This is a genomic window from Arthrobacter sp. YD2, assembly GCF_030410475.1.
GTDB lineage: Bacteria > Actinomycetota > Actinomycetes > Actinomycetales > Micrococcaceae > Arthrobacter_B > Arthrobacter_B zhangbolii.
In genome coordinates, this window is record NZ_JAUHHB010000002.1 from 431,619 (window position 1) to 454,722 (window position 23,104).

At 66.4% G+C, this 23,104-nt stretch carries 18 protein-coding genes; 8 read left to right on the plus strand and 10 right to left on the minus strand.

The annotated features are described in order from the left end of the window. The first annotated feature begins 40 nt into the window (after positions 1 to 40). Together QWJ37_RS08645 and QWJ37_RS08650 are read left to right on the plus strand one after the other, a co-directional pair. Entirely contained in the window at positions 41 to 775 is a 735-nt protein-coding gene (locus QWJ37_RS08645) for a TetR/AcrR family transcriptional regulator (RefSeq protein WP_227901874.1), read from the plus strand. Further along, positions 772 to 2,877, plus strand: coding sequence for an acyl-CoA dehydrogenase (locus tag QWJ37_RS08650; RefSeq protein WP_227901875.1), 2,106 nt, complete (start codon positions 772 to 774; stop codon positions 2,875 to 2,877). The genes QWJ37_RS08645 and QWJ37_RS08650 overlap by 4 nt, the downstream gene beginning before the upstream one ends. 100 nt (positions 2,878 to 2,977) lie before the next feature. Here QWJ37_RS08650 and glgA read toward each other — a convergent pair whose 3' ends face one another. Further along, positions 2,978 to 4,174: a glycogen synthase gene (gene glgA / locus QWJ37_RS08655; protein WP_290245049.1), complete on the minus strand. Its 1,197-nt coding sequence runs from the start codon at positions 4,172 to 4,174 to the stop codon at positions 2,978 to 2,980. Positions 4,175 to 4,252: 78 nt separating this feature from the next. On the opposite strand from glgA, the gene glgC reads away from it, so the two are divergent. After that, positions 4,253 to 5,515, plus strand: coding sequence for a glucose-1-phosphate adenylyltransferase (gene glgC, locus QWJ37_RS08660; protein WP_290245050.1), 1,263 nt, complete (start codon positions 4,253 to 4,255; stop codon positions 5,513 to 5,515). Positions 5,516 to 5,697: 182 nt separating this feature from the next. Then, entirely contained in the window at positions 5,698 to 7,134 is a 1,437-nt protein-coding gene (locus tag QWJ37_RS08665) for an SDR family oxidoreductase (RefSeq protein WP_227901982.1), read from the plus strand. Here the strand turns inward: QWJ37_RS08665 and QWJ37_RS08670 are convergent. Then, on the minus strand, positions 7,123 to 9,939 hold the full coding sequence (locus QWJ37_RS08670; protein ID WP_290245051.1) for a cation-translocating P-type ATPase: 2,817 nt from the start codon (positions 9,937 to 9,939) through the stop codon (positions 7,123 to 7,125). The genes QWJ37_RS08665 and QWJ37_RS08670 overlap by 12 nt on opposite strands. A 192-nt stretch (positions 9,940 to 10,131) precedes the next feature. Here QWJ37_RS08670 and QWJ37_RS08675 point away from each other — a divergent pair, with 192 nt between their 5' ends. From QWJ37_RS08675 to pepN, 3 genes are all read left to right on the plus strand, one after another. Beyond that, positions 10,132 to 11,148: a putative sulfate exporter family transporter gene (locus tag QWJ37_RS08675; protein ID WP_290245290.1), complete on the plus strand. Its 1,017-nt coding sequence runs from the start codon at positions 10,132 to 10,134 to the stop codon at positions 11,146 to 11,148. A 210-nt stretch (positions 11,149 to 11,358) separates the two neighbouring features. Then, positions 11,359 to 13,107 carry a hypothetical protein gene (locus tag QWJ37_RS08680; protein ID WP_290245052.1) on the plus strand — a complete coding sequence of 583 codons (1,749 nt, stop codon included), beginning with the start codon at positions 11,359 to 11,361 and terminating at the stop codon, positions 13,105 to 13,107. Between the two features lie 8 nt (positions 13,108 to 13,115). Then, a complete protein-coding gene (gene pepN / locus QWJ37_RS08685; protein WP_290245053.1) occupies positions 13,116 to 15,725 on the plus strand; it encodes an aminopeptidase N in 2,610 nt (869 codons plus the stop codon). A 105-nt stretch (positions 15,726 to 15,830) separates the two neighbouring features. Here the strand turns inward: pepN and QWJ37_RS08690 are convergent, their stop codons facing one another. The 6 genes from QWJ37_RS08690 to QWJ37_RS08715 all read right to left on the minus strand — a co-directional run bounded on the left by QWJ37_RS08690 (position 15,831) and on the right by QWJ37_RS08715 (position 20,433). Continuing rightward, positions 15,831 to 16,169 carry a cupin domain-containing protein gene (locus tag QWJ37_RS08690; RefSeq protein ID WP_227901881.1) on the minus strand — a complete coding sequence of 113 codons (339 nt, stop codon included), beginning with the start codon at positions 16,167 to 16,169 and terminating at the stop codon, positions 15,831 to 15,833. Between the two features lie 93 nt (positions 16,170 to 16,262). Further along, positions 16,263 to 17,342: a biotin/lipoate A/B protein ligase family protein gene (locus QWJ37_RS08695; RefSeq protein ID WP_290245054.1), complete on the minus strand. Its 1,080-nt coding sequence runs from the start codon at positions 17,340 to 17,342 to the stop codon at positions 16,263 to 16,265. 116 nt (positions 17,343 to 17,458) lie between these two features. Beyond that, a complete protein-coding gene (locus QWJ37_RS08700; protein WP_146361982.1) occupies positions 17,459 to 17,716 on the minus strand; it encodes a type B 50S ribosomal protein L31 in 258 nt (85 codons plus the stop codon). A 133-nt stretch (positions 17,717 to 17,849) separates the two neighbouring features. Then, the gene (locus QWJ37_RS08705; RefSeq protein ID WP_290245055.1) at positions 17,850 to 18,737 is read right to left on the minus strand and encodes a hypothetical protein; all 888 of its coding nucleotides are present in this window, start codon (positions 18,735 to 18,737) and stop codon (positions 17,850 to 17,852) included. Between the two features lie 90 nt (positions 18,738 to 18,827). Next, a complete protein-coding gene (locus QWJ37_RS08710) occupies positions 18,828 to 19,631 on the minus strand; it encodes an RNA methyltransferase (protein ID WP_290245056.1) in 804 nt (267 codons plus the stop codon). A 13-nt stretch (positions 19,632 to 19,644) separates the two neighbouring features. Beyond that, a complete protein-coding gene (locus tag QWJ37_RS08715) occupies positions 19,645 to 20,433 on the minus strand; it encodes an ABC transporter ATP-binding protein (RefSeq protein WP_227901885.1) in 789 nt (262 codons plus the stop codon). Between the two features lie 125 nt (positions 20,434 to 20,558). Between QWJ37_RS08715 and serB the strand changes: the two genes are divergently transcribed. Then, positions 20,559 to 21,464: a phosphoserine phosphatase SerB gene (gene serB, locus QWJ37_RS08720; protein WP_290245057.1), complete on the plus strand. Its 906-nt coding sequence runs from the start codon at positions 20,559 to 20,561 to the stop codon at positions 21,462 to 21,464. On the opposite strand, the gene QWJ37_RS08725 is transcribed toward serB, so the two are convergent. Both QWJ37_RS08725 and QWJ37_RS08730 read right to left on the minus strand, forming a co-directional pair. After that, positions 21,461 to 22,216, minus strand: a complete 756-nt coding sequence (locus tag QWJ37_RS08725) for an SDR family oxidoreductase (RefSeq protein ID WP_227927809.1) — start codon at positions 22,214 to 22,216, stop codon at positions 21,461 to 21,463. The two genes, serB and QWJ37_RS08725, sit on opposite strands and share 4 nt — an antisense overlap. A 121-nt stretch (positions 22,217 to 22,337) precedes the next feature. Further along, a complete protein-coding gene (locus QWJ37_RS08730; protein ID WP_290245058.1) occupies positions 22,338 to 23,066 on the minus strand; it encodes a beta-ketoacyl-ACP reductase in 729 nt (242 codons plus the stop codon). Between the last annotated feature and the right edge of the window lie 38 nt (positions 23,067 to 23,104).

Genomic DNA, 23,104 nt, shown 5'->3' on the forward strand with positions numbered 1-23,104 from the left:
GTAGTTACTGTTACCCAGCGTACCTGATACGCTGGGTATCGTGAACAACGCAATGGAGGATCCGTCCTCTTCTCCCCCGGCCGGGGACGGCCGCTCGCTCCGCTGGGAAGCCCACCGGGCCGAGCGACGACGTACCCTGATCAAAACGGCGCGCGGCGCCGTGCATACCCTGGGCTACTCCGCGTCCATGGAGGAAATTGCGGCAGCCTCAGGGACATCCAAGTCCGTCTTCTACCGCTATTTCGGTGATAAGGCCGGTCTGCAGCAAGCCATGGGCGAGATGGCGGTAGCCCGTATGCAGGACAAGATCCTCGCCGCCGGCCGCACCGCTGACTCGCCGCGCTCGGGCCTGCGCGCCATGGTCTCCGCTTACCTCCAGATGGCCGAGACCTCTCCCAATGTCTACCTGTTTGTCACCGGCCGTCTTGCCGAGGGCGGACCGGAGCAGCAGGCGGAAACACCGCTGTCACATTTCTTCGAAACCATCACTTCCATGATGGATTCCGCAATGCGGCAGTACCTGGCCGGCCGGGAGGTTCCTCCGCAGGCCACCGCCACCGCCCAGTACTGGCCCTCGGCGGCACTGGGCATGATCCGTGCCGCCGGTGAACGCTGGATCGCTTCACCGCCCAGCCCCGACAAGCCCACGGAAGAGCAGATGACCGATCAGCTCACGGCGTGGCTGTTTGACGGCATCGGCCATGACCAGGGGCGTTCGCCCCTCCCCCGACTTTCTTCTGATACGCCCCCAACCACCACGAAGGACACGCAATGACGCAAACGCTTTCAACCACGGAACGCCAACTCCCGGCAAGTGCCGCTATCAGCGACAATGACGCAGCCGTCGTGGACACCGATTCCCTCAGCCGCGCTCTGCTGGGCAAGTGGGCGGATATCCGCCTGCAGGCCCGCGCGCTGGCAGGCGAGGATGCCCTGCATACCCCGGCCGGGCTGAGCCACCACGAGCACCGCGAACGGGTCATGGGACAGCTGAAGATCCTGGTGGATGCCGGTGCCGTGCACCGTGCCTTCCCCAAGTACGTGGGCGGCGAGGACAACCACGGCGGCAATGTTGCCGGTTTCGCGGAACTGGTCACCGCCGACCCCTCCTTGCAGATCAAGGCAGGCGTCCAGTGGGGCCTCTTTGGCTCCGCCGTGCTGCACCTGGGTAACCGGGAGCACCACGAGAAGTGGCTCCCGGGCATCATGAGCCTGGAGATTCCCGGTTGCTTCGCCATGACGGAGACCGGCCACGGGTCCGATGTTGCGAGCATCGCCACCACTGCGGAGTACGACGCCGCAACGGAAGAGTTCATCATCAACACACCGTTCCGCGCGGCGTGGAAGGACTACATCGGCAACGGCGCGGTCAACGGCAAGGCGGCCGTTGTGTTTGCCCATCTCATCACCCGGGGCGTTGACCACGGCGTGCACGCCTTCTACGTTGAACTCCGCGACGACAACGGCTTCCTGCCCGGTGTCGGCGGCGAGGATGACGGCGTCAAGGGTGGCCTGAACGGCATCGACAACGGCCGGCTGCACTTCTCCAATGTCCGCATTCCCCGGACCAACCTGCTCAACAAGTACGGCGATGTGGCAGCGGACGGCACTTATACCTCCGCCATTTCCAGCCCGGGCCGGCGCTTCTTCACCATGATCGGCACCCTGGTCCAGGGCCGCGTGTCCCTGGACGGCGCCGCGGTGGCGGCCAGCAAGCTGGCCCTGAAGACAGCCATCCAGTACGGCACCGAGCGCCGCCAGTTCAATGGCGCCTCGGATATCCGCGAAGAGGTGCTGATGGACTACCAGCAGCACCAGCGCCGGCTGCTGCCGCTGCTGGCCACCACGTTCGCTGCGTCCTTCGCGCACGACGAGCTGCTGCAGAAGTTCGACGACGTCTTCTCCGGCGCGCACGACACCGACGAGGACCGCCAGGACCTGGAGACCCTTGCCGCCGCCCTGAAGTCCCTCTCCACCTGGCACGCCCTGGAAACCCTGCAGGAATGCCGCGAGGCAACCGGTGGTGCGGGCTTCCTGGCGGAGAACCGGTTCACCGCGCTGCGGGCCGATCTGGATATCTACGCCACCTTCGAAGGTGACAATACGGTGCTGCTGCAGCTGGTGGCCAAGCGTCTGCTGGCCGACTATGCAAAGGAATTCGCAGGAGCGGACTTCGGCGTGCTGGCACGCTACGTTGTGGGCCAGGCGGCCGATGTCACAGTGCACCGCACGGGCCTGCGGCGGATCGCCCAGACCGTGGCGGATTCCGGTTCGGAGAAGAAGTCCGCGATTGCCCTCCGGGATCCCCGTGCCCAGCATGATCTGCTCGCTGACCGGGTGAACACCATGGTGGCGGAGGTAGCCGGTGCCCTGAAGGCGGCCCGCGGCCTGCCGAAGGAAAAGGGGGCGGCCATCTTCAACGAGAACCAGCACGCCCTTATCGAAGCCGCCCGCGCCCACGCCGAACTGCTGCAGTGGGAAGGTTTCACCCGTGCACTGGACCGCATTGACGACGCCGGCACCCGCCAGGTCATGACCTGGGTCCGGGACCTCTTCGGGCTGTGCCTGATTGAAAAGAACCTGGGCTGGTACCTGATGAACGGGCGCCTCTCGGCCCAGCGTGCGCGCACCCTCGGCCCGTACATCAACCGCCTGCTGGCCAAGATCCGCCCGCACGCCCTGGATCTGGTGGACTCCTTCGGATACGGCCAGGAGCACCTGCGCGCCAGCATCGCTTCCGGCGCTGAAAAAGCACGCCAGGATGAGGCCTTTGAATACCAGCGGCTGCTCCGTGCCAGCGGTGCCGCACCGGTGGATGAAAAGGTCCTGATTGCCCGCGAGAAGGCGGCCAAGAAGAAGTCCGGCAAGAAGAAGTAGAACGCCCTCGTCCGCACGGGCAATACAAAGGCGCCGCCGCACTGCAGCAATATGCAGGACGGCGGCGCCTTTGCCGTATCGGGGCCGTGCCCGGGAGGGCCTAGGGCAGTACCGAGCGGTAGACGGCCAGGGTGGCCTCGGCGATGGATTCCCAGGAGAACTCCCTGGTGGCGCGGAGCCGGCCCGCCTCCCCCATCCGTTCGGCCATGGCCGGGTCGGTGACCACAGTGGTCAGCGCCGCGGCAAAGTCGCGTACAAAAGCCTCGGGGTCCAGCGGAGTGCCCGTGCCGTCGGTGACCTGCTCAATGGGCACCAGCAGGCCGGTCACGCCGGTGTCCACCACCTCGGGAATCCCGCCGGTGGCACTGGCCACCACCGCGGTGCCGCACGCCATGGCCTCAAGGTTCACAATGCCCAGCGGTTCATACACGGAGGGGCAGGCGAACACGGTGGCAATGGAGAGGATCCTGATCAGTTCAGCGCGCGGCAGCATCCGTTCAATAACCACAACACCGGTACGGGTACGCCGCAGATCCTCGATCAGCACGGCGGTTTCCGCTGCCAGCTCGGGTGTGTCGGCAGCACCCAGGCACAGGACCAGCTGTACGTCCGGGGGCAGCAGCGCTGCCGCGCGGAGCAGGTAGGGCACGCCCTTCTGACGGGTGTTGCGGCCCACGAACACCACACTGGGCCGGTCCGGGTCGATTCCGAACGCGCGCACGCCGTCGGGATCGGGGTCCGGCTGCCACTGCTCCACGTCGATGCCGTTGTGGACCACCCTGACCTTTTCCGGATCCACCTCCGGGTAGCTGCGCAGGATGTCCTGGCGCATGCCCTCTGAAACGGCGATGATGGCTGCGGCTGCCTCGTACGCGGTTTTCTCCACCCATGAGGACACCGCATAACCGCCGCCCAGCTGCTCCGCCTTCCAGGGGCGCAGCGGCTCCAGGCTGTGGGCGCTCAGTACGTGCGGGATGCCGTGCAGCAGCGATCCCAGATGCCCGGCCATATTGGCGTACCAGGTGTGCGAGTGGACCAGGTCCGCGCCGGCCAGCCCGCCCAGGATTTCCAGGTCCGTACCCAGGGTCTGGACGGCCGGATTGGCGTCCCCCAGTTCCGCCGGTGCCCGGTAGGTACGCACCGTGGCCCCGTGGAAATCCTCGGGCCGCTCCGCCCCGAAACAATGCACATGGAGATCAACTTCTCCGGCCAGGACACGGCTGAGCTCGGCTACATGAACGCCTGCTCCCCCGTAGATTTCCGGCGGGAATTCCTTCGACACAATATCTACTCGCACTAAACCAACGTAGTGCACCGGGCAACCTGTGATCTAGTGTGAAGTCAGCAGACTTACTTCCGGAAGAGGTTCAACACAATGGCGCCAAAGAAGGTCCTGGCAGTAGTGCTTGCAGGCGGCGAGGGCAAACGCCTGATGCCCCTGACGGCAGACCGGGCAAAACCCGCGGTACCCTTCGCGGGGCGTTACCGCCTCATCGACTTCGCACTTTCGAACCTGGTGAACTCCGGGTACCTGCAGATAGTGGTTCTCACGCAGTACAAATCCCACAGCCTGGACCGGCATATTTCCGAGACCTGGCGGCTGTCCACCCAGCTGCAGAACTATGTGGCTTCCGTGCCGGCGCAGCAGCGCGTGGGCAAAAGCTGGTTCCTCGGCAGCGCCAACGCGATCTACCAGTCCATGAACCTGATCGATGATGCCCAGCCGGACATCGTGGTTGTTATTGGTGCCGACCATGTGTACCGGATGGACTTCTCCCAGATGGTGGAGGCACACATCGCCTCGGGCGCCTCGGTCAGCGTTGCCGCGGTGCGGCAGCCGATGCACCTGGTGGACCAGTTCGGCGTTATCGAAACCGATCCGGAGAACCCCGGCCGGATCGGTGCGTTCGTGGAGAAGCCCGATTCCACGCCCGGCCTGCCCGATGACCCGGACAGCTTCCTGGCCTCCATGGGCAACTACGTCTTCAACACCGATGCCCTGGTCTCCGCACTGCAGGCCGACGCCGAGCGGCTGATCACCAAGCACGACATGGGCGGGGACATCATTCCCTACTTCGTGGAGCGCAACGATGCCGCGGTGTACGACTTCACTACCAACGTGATCCCCGGGGCTACCGGAAGCGACCATCAGTACTGGCGCGACGTCGGCACCCTGGACTCCTATTACGACGCCAACATGGACCTGATTTCCCCGCTGCCGGCGTTCAACCTGTACAACCTGCAGTGGCCCATCTATACCCGGCAGAGCATCTCCCCGCCCGCCAAGTTTGTCCGCAGCGCGTCGGAGCAGGCAGGGACGGCCTTCGATTCGATTGTCTCCGACGGGACGGTCATCTCCGGCGGAACGGTCACCGGTTCGGTGCTGGCCCAGGACGTCTACGTTTCCGCCAATGCCGAGGTCACCGACTCTGTCCTGATGGATAAGGTGCACGTGGGTGAGGGTGCCGTTATCCGCCGGGCCATCATTGACAAGAACGTGCGGATCCCGGCCGGTGCCACCATTGGCGTGGACCGCGAACTCGATCTGAGCCGCGGGTTCACGGTGACGGAATCCGGGCTGACGGTGCTCAGCAAGGGCCAGCGGATCCCGGCGGAAGCACCCCGGGAAACCGTTTAGGCCCGGCATAATGCCGGTCTGACAGGCGGCGGGGGCAGCGGATGTGAGATTCCGCCGTGCCCCCGCCGCCGATACGGGTGCCGTGCCGCTTCTCCGGTATCCTCGAAGTGCGCACTCCAGTTGCGCCGCGCCGTGAATCCGCCGGTGTCGATGAGCAGAAGGCCCCGATGAGCACCCCTGAACTGAGCCCGGAAGAACTAAGCCCGGAAGAGATCCAGACCGCCCTGCGCGTCCTGGCCTCCATCCACGTCCTGGATGAGGAGAACCCGGATTACGTCGCGGTCCGGCGGGCAACCGCCAAGATGTTCAAGTCAGTGAAAAAGCACCGGAAGAACGAAAAGCGCAGCGCCGTCGCAGAGGCGGACCGCGCCGTCGTCGCCCTGACGGCCACCGGTGCGGCAGACCGGATCGACGACGAGACCCGTGGCGCACAGCTGACCAGCGCCGCCCACGGGCCTTCTGCCGGAACGCTGCTGAAGCCGCGCAACTGCTACATCTGCAAGCAGCCGTACACCGTGGTGGACGCCTTCTACCACCAGCTTTGCCCCGAATGCGCAGCGTTCAGCCATGCCAAGCGGGATGCCCGCACCGACCTGACCGGCCGCCGTGCACTGCTGACCGGCGGACGGGCCAAGATCGGCATGTACATTGCCCTGCGGCTGCTGCGCGACGGGGCACACACCACCATCACCACCCGCTTCCCCAAGGACGCCGCCCGGCGGTTTGCGGCCATGGAGGATTCCGCGGACTGGCTGCACCGGCTGCGCATTGTCGGCATCGACCTGCGTGATCCGGCCCAGGTCATCTCCCTGGCGGAATCGGTTTCGGATGCCGGCCCGCTGGACATCCTGATCAACAACGCGGCCCAGACCGTGCGCCGTTCCGCCGGTGCCTACCGTCCCCTGACCGAGGCCGAACTGGCCCCGCTGCCGGACGGCCCCATGCCCGAGCTGGTGACCTTCGGCCACACCTATGACGCGCACCCCACCGCGCTGGCCGGTTCCGTGGCGGCACACCCGGTGCTGGCCGCCGACGCCGTCACCTCCCTGGCGCTGACCGCGGGCTCCTCCTCGTTGGCACGGATGGAGGCCGGCACGGCCATCGACGCCGGCGGCCTGGTGCCGGACACGGCACCGATCAACAGCTGGACGCAGGTGGTGGACCAGGTGGATCCGCTGGAAATGCTCGAAGTGCAGCTCTGCAACGTCACCGCCCCGTTCCTGCTGGTGAACCGGCTCCGCCCGGCCATGGCGGCGTCCTCCGCCCGCCGGAAGTACATTGTGAACGTCTCCGCCATGGAGGGACAGTTCTCCCGCCGTTACAAGGGCCCCGGCCATCCGCACACCAACATGGCCAAGGCGGCACTGAACATGCTCACCCGCACCAGTGCCCAGGAAATGCTGGACACCGACGGGATCCTGATGACGGCGGTGGATACCGGCTGGATTACCGACGAGCGTCCGCACCCCACCAAGGTCCGCCTGGCCGAGGAGGGCTTCCACGCCCCGCTGGACCTGGTGGACGGCGCGGCACGGGTTTATGACCCGATTGTGATGGGCGAAAACGGTGAAGACCAGTACGGTGTCTTCCTCAAGGACTACAAGCCCTCACCCTGGTAGGACGGGCGCGGGGCCGGTGCCGCCGGCTCCGGTGTGCCGGCGCCGTGTGGCCAGCCGCTGAACCGCCTTCCCGATTTCCGAAACCACCAGCACGGTAGCGCCCACTGCGATGCACAGGAACCACTGCGCGGAGGTCAGCGGCACCGTGTCGAAAAAGCCTTCGAAAATGCTCAGCTGTACCACCAGTATCTGCAGAACCACCACTGCCGCCAGCGAAACCCAGATGGCCCGGTTGGTGAAGGTCAGCAGCGAAAAAACGGAACCGGTTTCCGAACGCACATTGAGCAGATTGAACACCTGGTAGAAAACGAAGGTTGTAAAGGCCATGGTGGTGGCGAAGTTAGCACTGCCGGCGCTCTCGGGGAACAGGCGGGGAGCACTGACCAGCACGGCGCAGGTGCCGATGGCCATGACTATGCCCAGCATGGCCAGTACCGCAATCCGCCGTCCGGTCAGCAGCGGTTCCCCTGCCCGCCGGGGCGGACGGTTCATCACGCCCGGATCCGTTTTGTCCACGCCAAGGGCCAGGGCGGGCGGGCCGTCCATGATGATGTTCACCCACAGAATCTGCAGCGCGGTGAACGGGGCCCCGCCGGCAAAGCCGAAGGTCGCCGAGGCCAGGAAGATCAGCACGAACCCCCACGCCGTGGTGAGCTGGAAGCGGACAAACTTCACGATGTTGTCATAAATGCCCCGGCCTTCCTCGACGGCCGCCACGATGGTGGCGAAGTTGTCATCAGTGAGGATCATCCTCGCTGCACCCTTGGAAACATCGGTGCCGGTGATGCCCATGGCGATGCCAATGTCCGCCCGTTTCAGCGCCGGTGCGTCGTTCACGCCGTCGCCGGTCATGGCCACTACATAACCGTCAGCCTGCAGCGCCTTGACCACGCGGATCTTGTGCTCGGGTGAGACCCTGGCCAGGACCCCCAGCCCGGGAGCCTCCGCCTGCAGCTGCTCGTCATCCATGGCATCAAGTGCCGAACCGGCCACGGCCCTGCCACCAATACCCAGGTCCCTGGCAATCGCCGAGGCGGTGACCAGGTGGTCTCCGGTAATCATGTGCACATCAATACCGGCGGCCTGGGCCCGGGAGATGGCTTCGCCGGCCTCCTGCCGGGGCGGGTCAAGGATTCCGACAATGGCGTAAAGGACCAGATTCGCCGCCTCCGCAAACAGCCCCTCCGGGCTTCCCGGCAACGGTGCGTCCAGAACCCGTCCGGCCACCGCCATGGTCCGCAGTCCCGCCTTGGCAAGCGAGTCGACGTCGGCCGAAATGCGTGCCCGATCCTGAGCGTCCAGCGGCTCCGGCCCGTCCGCGCCCATCACAAATGCCGTGCGTTCCAGGACGACGCCGGGTGCACCCTTAACGTTGCAGTGCACGGGCGCTCCCGCGGACTCACCGCGGTTGAACGTGGCCATGAACTTGTAGTCGGAATCAAACGGAACCTCGGCGATGCGCCGGTGCGTGGCCCGGGCCCCGGCCACGTCAATGCCGCCCTTTTCGGCCAGCACCACCAGCGCCCCTTCGGTGGGGTCACCGGTGAGGCGCCCGTCTTCCACGGAGGCGTCGTTGCACAGCGCCATGGCCAGGTACGCCTCGATGAACGCCGGCACGGACCGCCCGTCCGGGCTGAGGATCTTGCCTTCGGTGGAGTAGCCGGATCCGGTAACCCGGAAACGGCTGCCCGACGGGGAATACAGCCGCCGGACCGTCATCTCATTCAGAGTCAGGGTGCCGGTCTTGTCGGTGCAGATCTGCGAGGTGCTGCCGAGGGTTTCCACGGCCGCGAGCTGTTTGATGATGGCGCCGCGGGCCGCCAGCCGGGAGGCGCCCATGGCCAGGGTGAAGGCGACGACGGCGGTCAGCCCTTCCGGAATGGTGGCAACTGCCAGGGACACGGCAGTCAGGAACAGGTCCTGCCAGCTGTCCCCGCGCAGCAGCCCCAGGATAAACACCAGGGTCACTACTGCCAGGGCGATGTAGGTCAGGACGCGGGCGAGCTGGTCGATGCTGCGCTGCAGCGTGGTTTTTTCCTCGGCAGTGCTGCCCAGCAGATCCGCGATGGTACCGATCTGGGTGTTCATTCCGGTGCCGGTAACCAGCAGCACTGCCCGGCCGCGGGTGACATCGGTATCCATGTACAGCAGGTTGGTGCGGTCCGCGACGGGGAGCTGCGGGTCTGAGAGAGCCCCGGCCACCTTGTTGGAGGGCCGGGACTCCCCCGTCAGCGCCGCTTCGGCCACCTGCAGGCGGACCGCTTCCAGGAGCCGGCCGTCGGCAGGAACGGTGTCTCCGGCTTCCAGCAGCACGATGTCCCCGGGTACCAGGGCGGTGCGCTCCACCGTGGCCTGCGTGCCCGAGCGCAGGACCCGGCAGGCATCCACCGCGGCATTCCGCAGTGCTTCGAGACTGGATTCGGCGCGCTGCTCCTGCACATAGTTCAGCGTGGTATTCAGGATGATCACCAGGAGAATCACCACCGGGGTTTCCCATTCCCGGGATACCACGGCGCTGACGACGGCGGCAATGATGAGGACGATGGTCAGCCGGTCCGAAAGCAGCCGGAGGACTTTCCGCCACGCCGGCACCTTTTTGCCCTCGGCCAGTTCGTTGGGTCCGTAGCGTCCCAATCTCTCCCGGGCCTCATCCCCGTCCAGTCCCGTGGACGGATCGGTGCCGAGCTCTGCCGCGACCTCTTCCGCGGGATAGAGCCAGGGGGTCGCGAGAACCCCCGGCTCCGCGGGAAGGGATTGTTCCGCGGAGACGTGTTCGGCGCCGCGGCCGTTGCTGTGCGTGCTCATGGGCGCTTCCCCTGATGCTCGAGGATGGTAACCCATGGTAACAACGCCCGGCCGCGCAGCAGTACGTTGTGCGGGTCCGAAGCGTGCGCCGGGGTGAACTGCTTTGGTTATCCGTTCCGACTCGGGCAGGGTATAGACGTGCCTGATTCCCCCGCTGATCCGCCCCGGCCGCAGCAGCCCGCCGACGGGCGGCTGCCGCGCGGGTTCGCCGCGCTCAAAAAGACCGCGCCCGGGCTGCTGGCGGCTGCGGCCGCCGTCGCCCTGTCCTACCTGCTGCATCTGCTGGTTCCGGCTGTCCCGGTACTTACTGCTGCGGTGATCCTGGGACTGGTGGCCGCAAACCTGCCCGGTGCGGCCGCGGCAACAACCGGTCCGCTTAAGCCGGGGCTGGCGCTGGCTGCGCGGAAATTCCTGCGTATCGGCATTGTTCTGCTCGGGCTTAAGGTGTCGCTGGTGGACATTGCCGGCCTGGGGTTCGGTGCACTCGGGTTGGTTGTCCTTCTGGTCCTCACGGCCTTTGCCGGCACCTACGCCATCTGCAGGATGTTCCGGCTCCCCGGAGACGAACCGCTGCTGATCGCTGCAGGATTCTCCATCTGCGGTGTCTCCGCGATTGGCGCCGTTGCTGCCGCCCGCCGGTCCCGCAGCGGGGATACCGTGGTGCCGATTGCCCTGGTGACCCTCTGCGGTACCCTGGCCATCGCCGCCCTGCCGGTGGCCGGAGCGTTGCTCCGCCTCGACCCGGTGGTTTTCGGTACCTGGGCCGGCGCATCAGTGCATGACGTCGGCCAGGTAGTGGCCACGGCGCAGACGGCCGGCACCGCTGCGCTGGCCGCCGCGGTAGTGGTCAAGCTGGCCCGGGTGGTGCTGTTGGCGCCCATGACAGCCGCGGTGGGACTGCAGGCCCGCCGCGCGGACCGCGCCTCCGGCTCCGGGGCGGGTCCGCGGCCGCCGCTGGTTCCCCTGTTTGTGCTCGGCTTCCTCGCCCTCATCCTCGTGCGTACCTTCGGGCTGCTGCCTGCACCGGCACTGGAGGTGGCATCCGTGCTCCAGGAACTGCTTTTTGCCGCCGCCCTGTTCGGACTGGGCGCCGGGGTGCGGGTCCGGGCGCTCTTTGCTTCCGGCATCCGTGCCGTCGCCGCCGCCCTGGCATCCTGGGCGCTGGTGGCGGGGCTGGGGCTGGGCGTGGCGGTGGCCATGACCGGCTGACCGACGGCAGCTCAGGCAGCTGGTGCATCCGGTGCAGGGAAAGCACCGGAGGCGCCGGGGAACGCACTGCCGGTAGCGGCGCCGGCAGGCCGGAATCCGCCCCTCTACTTGTGGCTGGGATGCACGCCGCCTAGTGTCCAACGAGGAGGAGCACAGCCATCCCATCAGGAACGGAAGGCGGGTTTCCGCGCGCCGTGGATTGGAGCCTGAATGGCCTCGGATGCCCGCCTGCCCGGAATGCTTCCGGACTCCGCGCACCCTTCCGGCACTGCCGCAGGACGTCGCCGCGACCGGCGTGCAGGACGTCGCCCGGGCCGGCCCGCAGACGGACCGGGAACCCGGCTGACCTTTGCCGCCCGCCTGCCGGCGGCGGCCGGACTGGTCTTCTGCGGGATTGCGGCCTGGTCCGTGATCGGCAATCTGCTCAGCCCGCACTACGGGTTTTCGCAGTATCCCCGGGGGTGGGCCGCAGCAGCTGCCGGCGCCGTCCTGGTCCTGATGGCCGGGCTGTACCTGCTGCAACAACGGAGTACCGGTGCGCTCTCCCGGCACCGCGGGCTGCGGAACCTGATGCGCGTGATCCTGTGGGCAGGTCTTTTTGCGCTGCAGGTCCGGCTGGTGTTTGCCGTGCGTCTGCCGGCGGACTGGGATTCCCATGCTGTTTTTGAATCCGCTGCCGGGTTGGCCCAGGGCACACAAACAGCGCTCTCCTCCTATTTCGGCATCAACCCGAACAACACCCTGCTGGCGCTGCTGCTGTCCGCCTACCTCCGCTTCGTCACTGCCTTGGGCGTGACGGACCTTGAGATGGCCGCCGCGTTCCTGAACGCCGTCGTCCTCTTTGCCGTAACGGTGCTGACGTACTGGGCGGCGCGGATGCTGGCCGGCACCAGCGCCGCCGTGCTGGCACTGCTGCCGCTGGGCATCTTTGTGCTCTTTTCCCCGTGGGCGGGAGTGCTCTATTCGGACACCGTGGGGATGGTGTTCCCCATCCTGATCCTCTGCCTGCTGCTTGCCGCCTGCCGCAGCGGGCACTGGCAGGTCCGGATACCTCTGTGGATCCTTGCCGGCGCTGCCGGTGCAGTGGGCTACGGCATCAAGCCCACCGTACTCATCTGCCTGGTGGCCGCCGGCCTCACTGCCCTCTGCCTCCTGCCCGGCAGGCAGGGTACTGCCGGCCTCCTGGCGGGACTGGCTGTGGTCACGGGCAGTTTCCTCGCGGCATACGCAGGCATCAGCACCTTTGAGCGGAACAGCGCCGCGGTGCCGGACACGGACCGCGCCCTGCCCGCCACCCATTTCCTCAAGGTGGGCGCCCAGCAGGCACCCGGGCCGCACGGGCCGTACTACGGCAGCTACAACCAGTCCGATGCCGAAACAACGGTGCAGATTGCAGACCCGCAGGAGAGGTTCCGGCATGGCCTGGACGTTTATGCTGCCCGGGTCCAGGCCATGGGTCCGGCAGGCTACGCGGGGTTCCTCAACCACAAACTGCTGTGGATCACCGGCGACGGGTCCTTTTTTACCTGGGGTGAAGGCACCGTTGACGGCAACGACTTTGTCTCCGACAACCCGGCAGACCAGGCCATCCAGGACTTCTTCGGCAATACCCGGCCCCATTTCCCCTGGACGCTGTCACTGTGGCAGGGAACCTGGTTCCTGCTCCTCGCCCTCGCCGCGGTGCCGCTGGCGCTCCGGACCCCGGTCCTGCTGCGCCCGGAACTCTCCGCCGTGCGAATAGCGCTGCTGGGCCTGCTGCTGTTCCTGCTGCTCTCGGAAGCGAGGTCCCGTTTCCTGTACCTCTACACCCCGTATTTCATTCTCCTGGCCGTTGTCTCCTTTCAGGCACTCGGCCGCCGTTTCCTGCCGGCGCGCACCGGACAGGACCCCGCTCGACACCGCGGCCCGGCGCGCACCGGACGGGCCGCCGGACGCGCTAAGTACGGTGAAGGTGATTGAATGAACAAGTGTCCAACCAGAATCTGAGCCGTGACGAAGCCGCCCGGCGCTCCCGCCTGCTGTCCGTGACCTCCTACAACGTCCATCTGGACCTTGGTAATGCCGAAGATGCCGGCGCCGCCGGTTTCCGGTCCACCAGCACCATCGTGTTCAGTTGTTCCGAACCCGGGGCGGCCACCTTCCTTGATTTCATCCACGGCGGGATCTCCTCCGTGGTGCTGAACGGCCGGGAGCTGGACCTCGCCACCGCCGTGGACTCCTCGCGCATCCATCTGCCCGGCCTGCAGGCAGAAAACACCGTCACCGTGGACGGTACGGCGCTGTACAGCCGCAGCGGCGAGGGCCTGCACCGTTTCGTTGACCCGGCTGACGGGCAGACGTACCTGTACACGCAGTACGAACCCGCCGACGCCCGCCGGGTGTTCGCCAATTTCGAACAGCCGGACCTGAAGGCCTCCTTCAGCTTTTCCGTCACAGCCCCGGCCGGCTGGCACGTGGCCTCCAACGGTAGCGAAACCTCCCGCACGCAGACGGACGACGGCGGCCTGAGCCGCTGGGAGTTCGCGCCCACGCAGCGCATTTCCACCTACATCACCACCGTGCTGGCCGGCCCGTACCACCGGGCCGAAGACCAGTGGTCGATGACACTGCAGGACGGTTCGGAGCTGCAGGTGCCGCTGGCGGCCTATTGCCGGTCTTCCCTGGCGGAGTACTTTGATCCGGAGAACATCTTTGCGGTCACCAAACGGGGCCTGGACTATTTCCACCGCCTCTTTGCCTTCCCCTACCCGTTCGGGAAATACGACCAGGCCTTTGTTCCCGAGTACAACCTGGGGGCCATGGAAAACCCGGGCCTGGTGACCTTCACCGAGGCGTATGTCTTCCGCTCCCGGGCCACGGAAGCCCAGTACGAGGCACGCGCCAACACCATCCTCCACGAGATGGCCCACATGTGGTTCGGCGACCTGGTCACCATGGCGTGGTGGGATGATCTGTGGCTCAAGGAGTCCTTCGCCGACTACATGGGCGCCCTCGCAGTGGACCGCGCCACGGATTTCGCCAATTCCTGGGTGAGCTTCGCGAACCGGCGCAAGGCCTGGGCTTACGTCCAGGACCAGCTGCCCACCACGCACCCCATCGTCGCTGACATCCCGAACCTGGAAGCAGCAAAACAGAACTTCGATGGCATCACCTACGCCAAGGGCGCTTCGGTGCTCAAACAGCTGGTGGCCTACGTAGGGTTCGACACGTTCATCGAAGCGGCACGCGGTTACTTCCGCGACCATGCCTTCGGCAACACCACGCTGGCGGACCTGCTGGCTGCCCTGGAAGCGGCTTCCGGCCGGGACATGGGCCAGTGGTCGCGGCAGTGGCTGCAGACCGCCGGGGTGCCGGTACTGGTGCCGGAGACGGAGACCGACGACGCCGGGAACTATACCTCGGTAGTGATCCGCCAGAACGCACCGGATCCGGTGAGCGGGGAACAGGTTCCGCGGCCGCACCGGCTCCGCATCGGGCTGTACAACTTTGACGACGCCGGGTTCCTGATCCGCACCGACAGCATTGAACTGGATGTGGCGGGCGCCCGGACCGAGGTCCCCGAGCTGACCGGTCGGAGCCGCCCGGCACTGCTGCTGCTCAATGACGAGGATCTGACGTACGCGAAGATCCGCTTTGACCAGCAGTCACTGCTGACGCTGATGGATTCCCTGCACCGCCTCACCGATCCCCTGGCCCGGGCAATCAGCCTCTCCGCCCTGTGGAACAGCGTCCGCGACGGTGTACTCAGTGCGCGCGACTACGTCCGGCTCATCCAGCGCGTGGCCCCGCAGGAGTCCGGTGCAGGGGTGCTGCAGGTCCTGCTGGACAACGCGCTCTCCGCCGTGGAGTACTACGCGCCTGCTTCGCTCCGCGGAGAGCTGCGCGAGGAGCTCTATGCCGCCATGGTTTCCGCACTCCACGCTGCCGAGCCGGGCAGCGACCGCCAGGTCATCTGGGCCCGTGCTGCTGCGGCAGCCGGACGCCGCAGCAGCACCCATCATCAGCTGCTGCGGGGATTGCTGGACGGCAGTACCGGCATCAGCGGACTGACCGTTGATTCCGATCTGCGGTGGCGCCTGTGGCTGGCCCTGGCGGCGACCGGGCTGGCGAACCGTGCGGAACTGAACGCGGAGCTGGAACGGGACAACACGGCGTCGGGCCGCGTGGGGTACACCACCGCTGCCGCAGCCTTCCCCGAGCCGGCGGTCAAGGACTCGGCCTGGCAGGCCGCCGTTCATTCGGATGCCCTGTCCAATGAGCTGCTTTCGGCCACCATTGCCGGCTTTACGCTGGGCAGCCACGAGTTGCTGGACGGCTACACAGAGGATTACTTCTCCTCCCTGGCCGGAGTATGGGCAGGCCGCAGCATCGAGCTGGCCTCTCGTGTGGTGGGCGGACTGTATCCCGGCCACCAGGACGCGCTGCCCGGCACTGTCCCGGCGGACCACCCGGTAGTGCAGAAATCCGTGGAGTGGCTGGAGCTGCATCCCGACGCACCGGCAGCCCTCCGCCGGATCATCATCGAAGCGCAGGACCAGCTGCTGCGATCGCTGCGGGTGCAGGCCGCCGCGCAGTGACGCCGGAAGGGCAGTGACGCTGGAGGAGCAGTGACGCCGGAAGGGCAGTGACGCTGGAGGGGCAGTAACGCTGGAGGCGCAGTGTGAACCTGAAGGGCAGCGACGCTAGGGCGCTGCCCGCTTGGCGACCGTCAGGAGTACAGCCGAATCCTCCAGGGCCTTCAGGGAGTGCCGCGCCTGCGGCACAATCAGCAGGTCCCCGGCGGAACCGTCCCAGGTGATGCCTTCGGAAATCAGGCTGACCCTGCCCTTGAGCACGTGGACGGTCGCCTCCCCCGGGTTCTCATGCTCATCGAGCATGAACCCTGCCTGCAGGGCGATGACTGTCTGGCGCAGGACGTGTTCGTGTCCCCCGTAGACCGTGGCGGCACTGCGTCCGCTGGACGCCTGGCGGGCAGTTTCCATCTGCCGGCGGGCGAGGGCAGTGAGTGACTTTTTCTCCATGGCCGCAGTCTAGGCCCGGTACCGGCGGCCGGGGTAGCATCCAGCCCGCCCGCACTGCACCGTGGCCACTCTGCCCCGCGGCCGTACCGCGGATCAGGGTACCCGGTTCAGCCACTCCGGCGTGTTGAACTTTTCCTTGACCTTTTCTTCGGCGAGAGCCATCTCTTCCTCGCTGATACCAGCCTGCACGGCACCGTACCGGGTGGTGAAAGTGTCCATCATGGTGGCAATGATGTCTTCGCGCGAGAGACCGGTCTGGCGCTTGAGGGGATCCACCCGCTTTTTCGCGCTGGTGGTGCCCTTGTCGGAGAGCTTTTCCTTGCCGATCCGCAGCACCTCCACCATCTTGTCCGCATCGATGTTGTAGGACATGGTGACGTGGTGCAGCATGCCGCCGCTGCTGAAGCGCTTCTGGGCGGCTCCGCCGATCTTGCCCTGCTCCGTGGCCATGTCATTGAGCGGTACGTACCAGGCCTGGATGCCGAGCTTCTTCAGGGATTCCATCACCCAGGCGTCGAGGAACGGGTAGGAATCGGCGAAGCTGAGCCCGTCCACCAGGGACTGCGGAACATAGATCGAATAGGTGATGGCGTTGCCGTGCTCCATGAACATTGCCCCGCCGCCGGTAATGCGGCGGACCACCGTAACACCGTGGCGCCGGGCGCCTTCGGGGTCCACTTCATTCTTCAATGACTGGAAGCTGCCAATAACCACTGAGGGCGATTCCCACTCCCAGAACCGGAGGGTGGGATTCCGGTGGCCCGTGCCCACTTCCTCGGCCAGCACTTCGTCCATGGCCACGTGCATATGCGTGGACAGCGGCGTGGGAGGAATGATTTCCCACTGGTGATCACCCCAGCCGGTTGCCTTCCCCAAGGCGCGGCGCACCGCGGTGGCTACGGCCTCCGGAGAGAAACCGAAGAGCACTGCGTCGGGGGCCAGGCGCGCATGTACGGCGGCGGCAATCTCACCGAACGGGGTTTCGGCCGGGAGGCCCTCCAGGGCCGCGTTGATATCCAGCAGGGCTTCGTCCGGTTCCAGGAAGAAGTCTCCGCCCAGGGACACGTTAGCCAGACGGCCGTCGCGGACGTCCAAATCCACTACCACGAGCTTGCCACCGGGAACCTTATATTCCCCATGCCGCCGCGTGCCGTACTGTTCTTCGCTTGCCATCAAGGACTCCTCTGCTGGAACCGGTGCCGGAACCGGTCGGCCCCGTGACGGGGAAAGGCCCGCCGGGCAGATGCCGACGGACCTTTCTCCAAGTAATGCTCTTTATCCCAAATGGGTTACTTCTTGGCGCCGAAGCCCTTGAAGCGGGCGTTGAAGCGCTCCACGCGGCCGGCGGAGTCCATGATGCGCTGCTTGCCCGTGTAGAACGGGTGCGATGCGGAGGAGATTTCCACCTCGATGAGGGGGTAGGTGTTTCCGTCTTCCCACTCGATCGTCTTGGAGGAGGTGGCGGTGGAGGCCGTCAGGAAAGCGGTGTCGGACGCCAGGTCACGGAAGACAACCGGTGCATACTTGGGGTGGATATCAGACTTCACAGTTTTACCTTCTTTTGGTACCTGGATTTTGCCAGGCACAGGTGGTTAAAAGCTTTAGCGGCCGGAGTTTTCGGCCAGCAACCCATACTAGCGCATCAGCGCCTCCGCATGGAAACGGTTCCCGGGCGCGGCGTCAGGGAGCAGGGAGGGTGCCCCACTGCGAGTTTACTGCCGTAATCCGCGAGGATATGCCCTGGTTCAGCCCGAGAATTTCAATCCGCACCGGCCGGTAGTAGTCATCCAGGAAAAGGGTGAAGGAGCCGGCCGGTATTTCCGCTCCGGAAGCCGGGTCCGGCGGCGCCTCCCGGCCTGCGGTGTCGAAGCTGCCACTGATCCGGGTGAAGAGCGCGCCGTCCAGCGGTGCGGCATATGCCACCTCCACCGGCCGGGCCGAGGCCACCATTCCCGCTAAGCGCTCCGGCCGGACTGTCAGTTCGGCGGCGTTTGCCATGACCGCTGCATACGCTTCTTCCGCCGTACCGTCGGGATTCGCCGATACGGCTGAGCCCGCCTGGCGTAACTCCCTGCGCCCCTCCCGGATACTCACGTGCACGTCCAGCTCTTCGTTGTTCAGCTCCAGGGCAAACTCCGGGGTGGTGGCGAAGGCAACGGTGTAGGTGCCCGCCGGCAGCCAGCTGGTCTCCGTTTCCAGGGTTTGCACTGCTCCCCCGCCGGCAGCCATGGCGGCGGAGATGCACTCCCCGGCTTCGGCAGCGGGCATGGGCGCCGTGTCACGGCGCAACAGCCACTGGCAGGCGTCCTGCACGGGCGCGGGCATGCCGGCCTGGCTGCCGGTGACGCCCACGCGGGCGGGGGTGGTGGGTGTTGGCTGAACCGGTGTGGGGACCGGCGTCTCTGTCGGACGCGGGGCAGCCGTGCGGGGTTGAAGGGGGGTGGCTGAGGCCGATTCCTCGCGGGCACGCAGCTGGTCCGCTGTCGGCCCGCAGGCTGAAAGGGGAAGGAGCAGGGCAGCGGCGAGGGCCAGGGCAAGGCCCGGGCTGGCGATCGCACGGCTTTCCATGGCGGCTCCACTGGCTTTTCCAACTGACTGGCTGGGCACAGTCTGGCACCTGGGCCGCCTCAGGGTAAGAGCAAAGCGCCTGGCGGGCCTTTACGGCCGGCACTCCCAAAAGGCCACGGCGCTGGCGGCTGCCACGTTCAGGGAGTCGACGCCGCCGCTCATCGGGATGCGCACGGCCAGGTCCACACCTGCAAGGGTGCTCCCGGACAGTCCGTCCCCTTCGGTGCCGAGGATCAGTGCAAGGCGTTCGTCGCGGCGTGCGCTGAGTTCATCCAGGGTCAGGGAATCCTCGCGCAGGGCCAGCGCCGCAGTGACAAAGCCGGCGTCCCGCAGCTGGGTGAGCTGGCCGGGCCAGTCCGTCAGGCGTACCCACGGGACCTGGAACACGGTACCCATGCTGACCCGGATGGCACGCCGGTACAGCGGATCGGCGCAGCGCGGCGTCACCAGCACCGCGTCGACCTGCAGTGCCGCGGCGGAGCGGAAGATCGCTCCGATATTGGTGTGATCGACAATGTCTTCCAGAACGGCAACGCGCCGTGCGGTGGACAGCACTGCGGCCAGGTCCAGCGGGGCAGGCCGTTCCATTGCGGCGAGGGCACCGCGGTGCAGATGGAAGCCGGTAATTTCCTCGAGGATGTCCGCCGTGCCGACAAAGGCCGGAACCTCGGGGAAACGGTCCAGGATGTCCTGCAGGTCCGGCAGCCACTTCTCCGCGAGGAAGAAGGACCTCGGCCGGTGGCCGGCGTCGACCGCCCGGCGCAGTACCTTGGAGGACTCGGCAATGTACATGCCCTCAACCGGCTCCCTGCGGCGCCGCAGGGAGGTGTCCGTGAGGGAGGTGTAGTCGCTGACGCGCGGATCGTCGGCGGAACTTAGGTACTCAAGGCTCACCCGTGCACCGGTCCTAGCTGCGGCGTGCGGTGGCGAAGTACCGGCCGCCGTCGCGGCGCAGCTCCAAAGGCAGGTCGAAGGCGGTGCTCAGGTGCTCCTCGGTAAAGACGTCGTCAATGGGACCTGCTGCCACTACGCCGCCGTCGCGCAGCAGCAGCGCGTGCGTAAAGCCGGTGGGCACTTCCTCGAGGTGGTGGGTGACCAGCACCATGGCGGGGGCTTCCTCGTCCCTGGCCAGTTCCCCGAGACGGAAGAGCAGGTCTTCGCGGCCGGCCAGGTCCAGGCCCGCGGCCGGCTCATCCAGCAGGAGCAGTTCGGGGTCCGTCATCAGGGCGCGGGCAATCTGCACACGCTTGCGTTCGCCTTCGCTGAGCGAGGAGAACCGGCGGTTCATAAAGGTGGACATACCCCAGTCATGCAGCAGGCGGAAGGCGCGGCGTTCGTCCAGTTTTTCGTACTTTTCCCGCCAGCGGCCGGTCATGCCGTAGGAGGCGGTCAGCACGACATTAAGAACTGTTTCGTCCTCGGGAATCTGTCCGGCCAGGGCAGCCGAAGCCAGGCCGATGCGGGGGCGGAGTTCAAAAACGTCGACGGCCCCCAGCACCTCCTCGAGGATCCCCGCGACGCCGCGGGTGGGGTGCATTCGGCCGCCGGCAACCTGCAGGAGCGTGGTTTTACCGGCGCCGTTGGGTCCCATGATGACCCAGCGTTCCCCCTCCTTGACCTGCCAGTTCACGCCGTCCAACAGGGCCTTGCCGCCGCGAACCACGCTCACGCCGGCAAATTCAAGAACATCACTCATAGCACTAGACACTAGGCTAAAGAAAGGGACATTGGCGAAACGATACGCCGCAGCGGCCGCTCCGAGAACGGCCGGGGAACCCCGTACCCACCAGGTACCTACGCCTGCCAAGCAGAACGGATGCCATGCCGAACGCCCCCGAATACAGTGTTGTCAGCTACGGACGGGAGATCTCCGACGCCTACCTCGGCACGGTCCAAGGCGCGGTTACGGGCCTGGGAGCGCGGATCCTTGAACTGGAGAACACGGGCGGAGACGGGTACACGGTGTGCAAGCTGTACGTCGGGTACGACGGCGGCCTGGACCGCCTGCGCGCCGCCGTCGCCACCGCGGCGGCGTCGGTGGATGTCCGTGCCGGAGGAGAGCAGAGCGCGGTGGTGCCTCCGTCGCTGCTGCAGGAGGCGCGGAAGCTGCTGGTCATGGATGTCGACTCCACCCTGATCCGCCAGGAAGTTATTGAATTGCTGGCAGCCCACGCCGGTCGCGAAGCGGAGGTGGCGGCCGTGACCGAGGCCGCAATGCGCGGGGAACTGGATTTTGCCGCCAGCCTGCATGCCCGGGTCAAAACCCTGGCCGGACTGCCGGCGTCCGTCATTGACGAGGTGGGGGCCCGGATTGAGCTCTCTGTTGGTGCCGAGGCTCTGGTGAAGGAATTCATGGCCGCAGGCCACGGTGTGGCAGTGGTGTCCGGCGGCTTCAGCCAGGTCCTGGAGCCGCTGGCCGCCCGGCTCCAGCTGACGTTCTCACGCGCAAACCTGTTGGAAATCGAGGACGGCGTACTGACGGGCAGGGTCAGTGGCGCCGTGGTGGACCGCGCGGTCAAAGCACGGTCGCTGGCCGAATGGTCCGATCAGCTTGGTGTCGCCCGGGAGCATACGGTTGCTGTGGGCGACGGTGCCAATGACCTGGACATGCTGGCGGCGGCCGCACTGGGCGTGGCGTTCAACGCCAAACCGACCGTGCAGGCCGCCGCGGATGCCGTGCTGAACCTGCCCAACCTGGACGTGGTGCAGCACTTTGTGAAGCTCTAGGCGGTCTCGCCGGCCTTCAGGTAGTCGGCCCCGCCCACATACTCGGTATGCCCTGAGGGAACGTCCGCGGTAGCCATGCGGGCCACTTCGGCACCGAACTCAGCCACCGAGTACAGCTTGCCGGCTTCCTCGCGGCGGGCCTCGATGGCTCCGGGATTGGCGCGGTCCAGCAGGGTGGCGGTGACGGTCCCCTCGATCATGTCGCCGGAGACAACCACCAGCGAGATGCCCTTCCTCTCGAGGTCCGGCAGCAGTGCCCGCAGGGCGTCCTCGCCGGCACGCTTGCTCAGCGCCACTGCCTCGTATTCGGGCATGGTGGGCACTGACTTGATGAAGTGCGCCTGGTGGCTGGTCACGAAGACCACCCGGGAACCGGCGGGCATCACGTCCAGGGCCGCCTTAAGCATGTTGACCTGCGCGTCGCGGTTCAGCTTCAGCGCGTAATCCTCTCCCATGCCGGTTTCCATGCCGCCGGAGGCATTCAGCACCAGGACGTCGAGTCCGCCGAAACTGTCCTGCGCCGCGGCGACCAGGGCGGCGGGGCCTTCGGGGACGGTCAGGTCCGCACCCACGGCGACAGCGCGGCCGCCGTCGGCCTCAATGGCCGCAACCACCTTGTTGGCGCGGGGCGCCTTCTGCCGGTAGTTGACGACGACGCCGGCGCCCTCAGCGGCGAGGAACTTCGCCACCTCGGCTCCGATACCGCGCGAGGATCCGGTGACGATGGCGGCTTTGCCCTCCAGCAGGCCCATGGGAACTCCTTTTTGTGGAAAGTATCTAAGTGTTGTGCTCCAAAGCCCATCCTGCCAGCCGCCGGTCCCGGGAACAGTTGAGGAAACCTCCAACGAATCCGGGACCGGCCATTACCTGCGGCTAATGGCCCATGCCCAGGCCGCCGTCGACCGGGATGACCGCACCGGAAATGTACCCCGCTTCGCTGCCGGCAATCCAGCGCACCACGTTGGCCACTTCCTCGGGCTCGGCAAACCGGCCCGCGGGAATGGAGGAAAGATAGTTCTTCTGTGTGTCCTCGGGCAGGGCCGTGGTCATGTCGGTGTTGATGAATCCCGGTGCCACAACGTTGGCAGTGATGTTCCGGGAACCCAGTTCCCGGGTGAGTGACCGTGCGATGCCGATCAGGCCGGCTTTGGAGGCTGCGTAGTTGATCTGCCCGGGCGAGCCGTAGAGTCCCACCACCGAGGAGATCAGCACTACGCGGCCTTTTTTCATCCGCAGCATGCCCTTGGAGGCGCGCTTGATCACCCGGAAGGCGCCCGTCAGGTTGGTGTCCACAACATCGGTGAAGTCGTCTTCGCTCATCCGCAGCAGCAGCGTGTCGCGGGTGATCCCGGCGTTGGCTACCAGAACCTCGACCGGCCCGTGCGCCGCCTCAACTTCGGTGAATGCGGCGTCCACGGATGCCATGTCCGTCACATCGGCCTTCACTCCCAGCATGCCGTCGGGCACTTCGCCGCTGCGGTACGTGATGGCCACCCGGTCGCCGCCGGCCAGGAAGGCCCGGGCAATTGCCAGCCCGATCCCGCGGTTTCCGCCGGTAACCAGGACGCTGCGGCCGGACTCGTGCTCTGGGGTGTTCTGCAACGGATATTCCTTCTTTCCACGTTCGGCAGGGGTGCTCC

Bases quoted from the DNA above. Each gene is read 5' to 3' on its own strand.
- QWJ37_RS08650 (WP_227901875.1), top strand. From the start codon at position 772: ATGACGCAAACGCTTTCAACCACGGAACGCCAACTCCCGGCAAGTGCC.
- glgC (WP_290245050.1), top strand. From the start codon at position 4,253: ATGGCGCCAAAGAAGGTCCTGGCAGTAGTGCTTGCAGGCGGCGAGGGC.
- QWJ37_RS08670 (WP_290245051.1), bottom strand. From the start codon at position 9,939: ATGAGCACGCACAGCAACGGCCGCGGCGCCGAACACGTCTCCGCGGAA.
- QWJ37_RS08680 (WP_290245052.1), top strand. From the start codon at position 11,359: ATGGCCTCGGATGCCCGCCTGCCCGGAATGCTTCCGGACTCCGCGCAC.
- QWJ37_RS08690 (WP_227901881.1), bottom strand. From the start codon at position 16,169: ATGGAGAAAAAGTCACTCACTGCCCTCGCCCGCCGGCAGATGGAAACT.
- QWJ37_RS08695 (WP_290245054.1), bottom strand. From the start codon at position 17,342: ATGGCAAGCGAAGAACAGTACGGCACGCGGCGGCATGGGGAATATAAG.
- QWJ37_RS08705 (WP_290245055.1), bottom strand. From the start codon at position 18,737: ATGGAAAGCCGTGCGATCGCCAGCCCGGGCCTTGCCCTGGCCCTCGCC.
- QWJ37_RS08715 (WP_227901885.1), bottom strand. From the start codon at position 20,433: ATGAGTGATGTTCTTGAATTTGCCGGCGTGAGCGTGGTTCGCGGCGGC.
- serB (WP_290245057.1), top strand. From the start codon at position 20,559: ATGCCGAACGCCCCCGAATACAGTGTTGTCAGCTACGGACGGGAGATC.
- QWJ37_RS08725 (WP_227927809.1), bottom strand. From the start codon at position 22,216: ATGGGCCTGCTGGAGGGCAAAGCCGCCATCGTCACCGGATCCTCGCGC.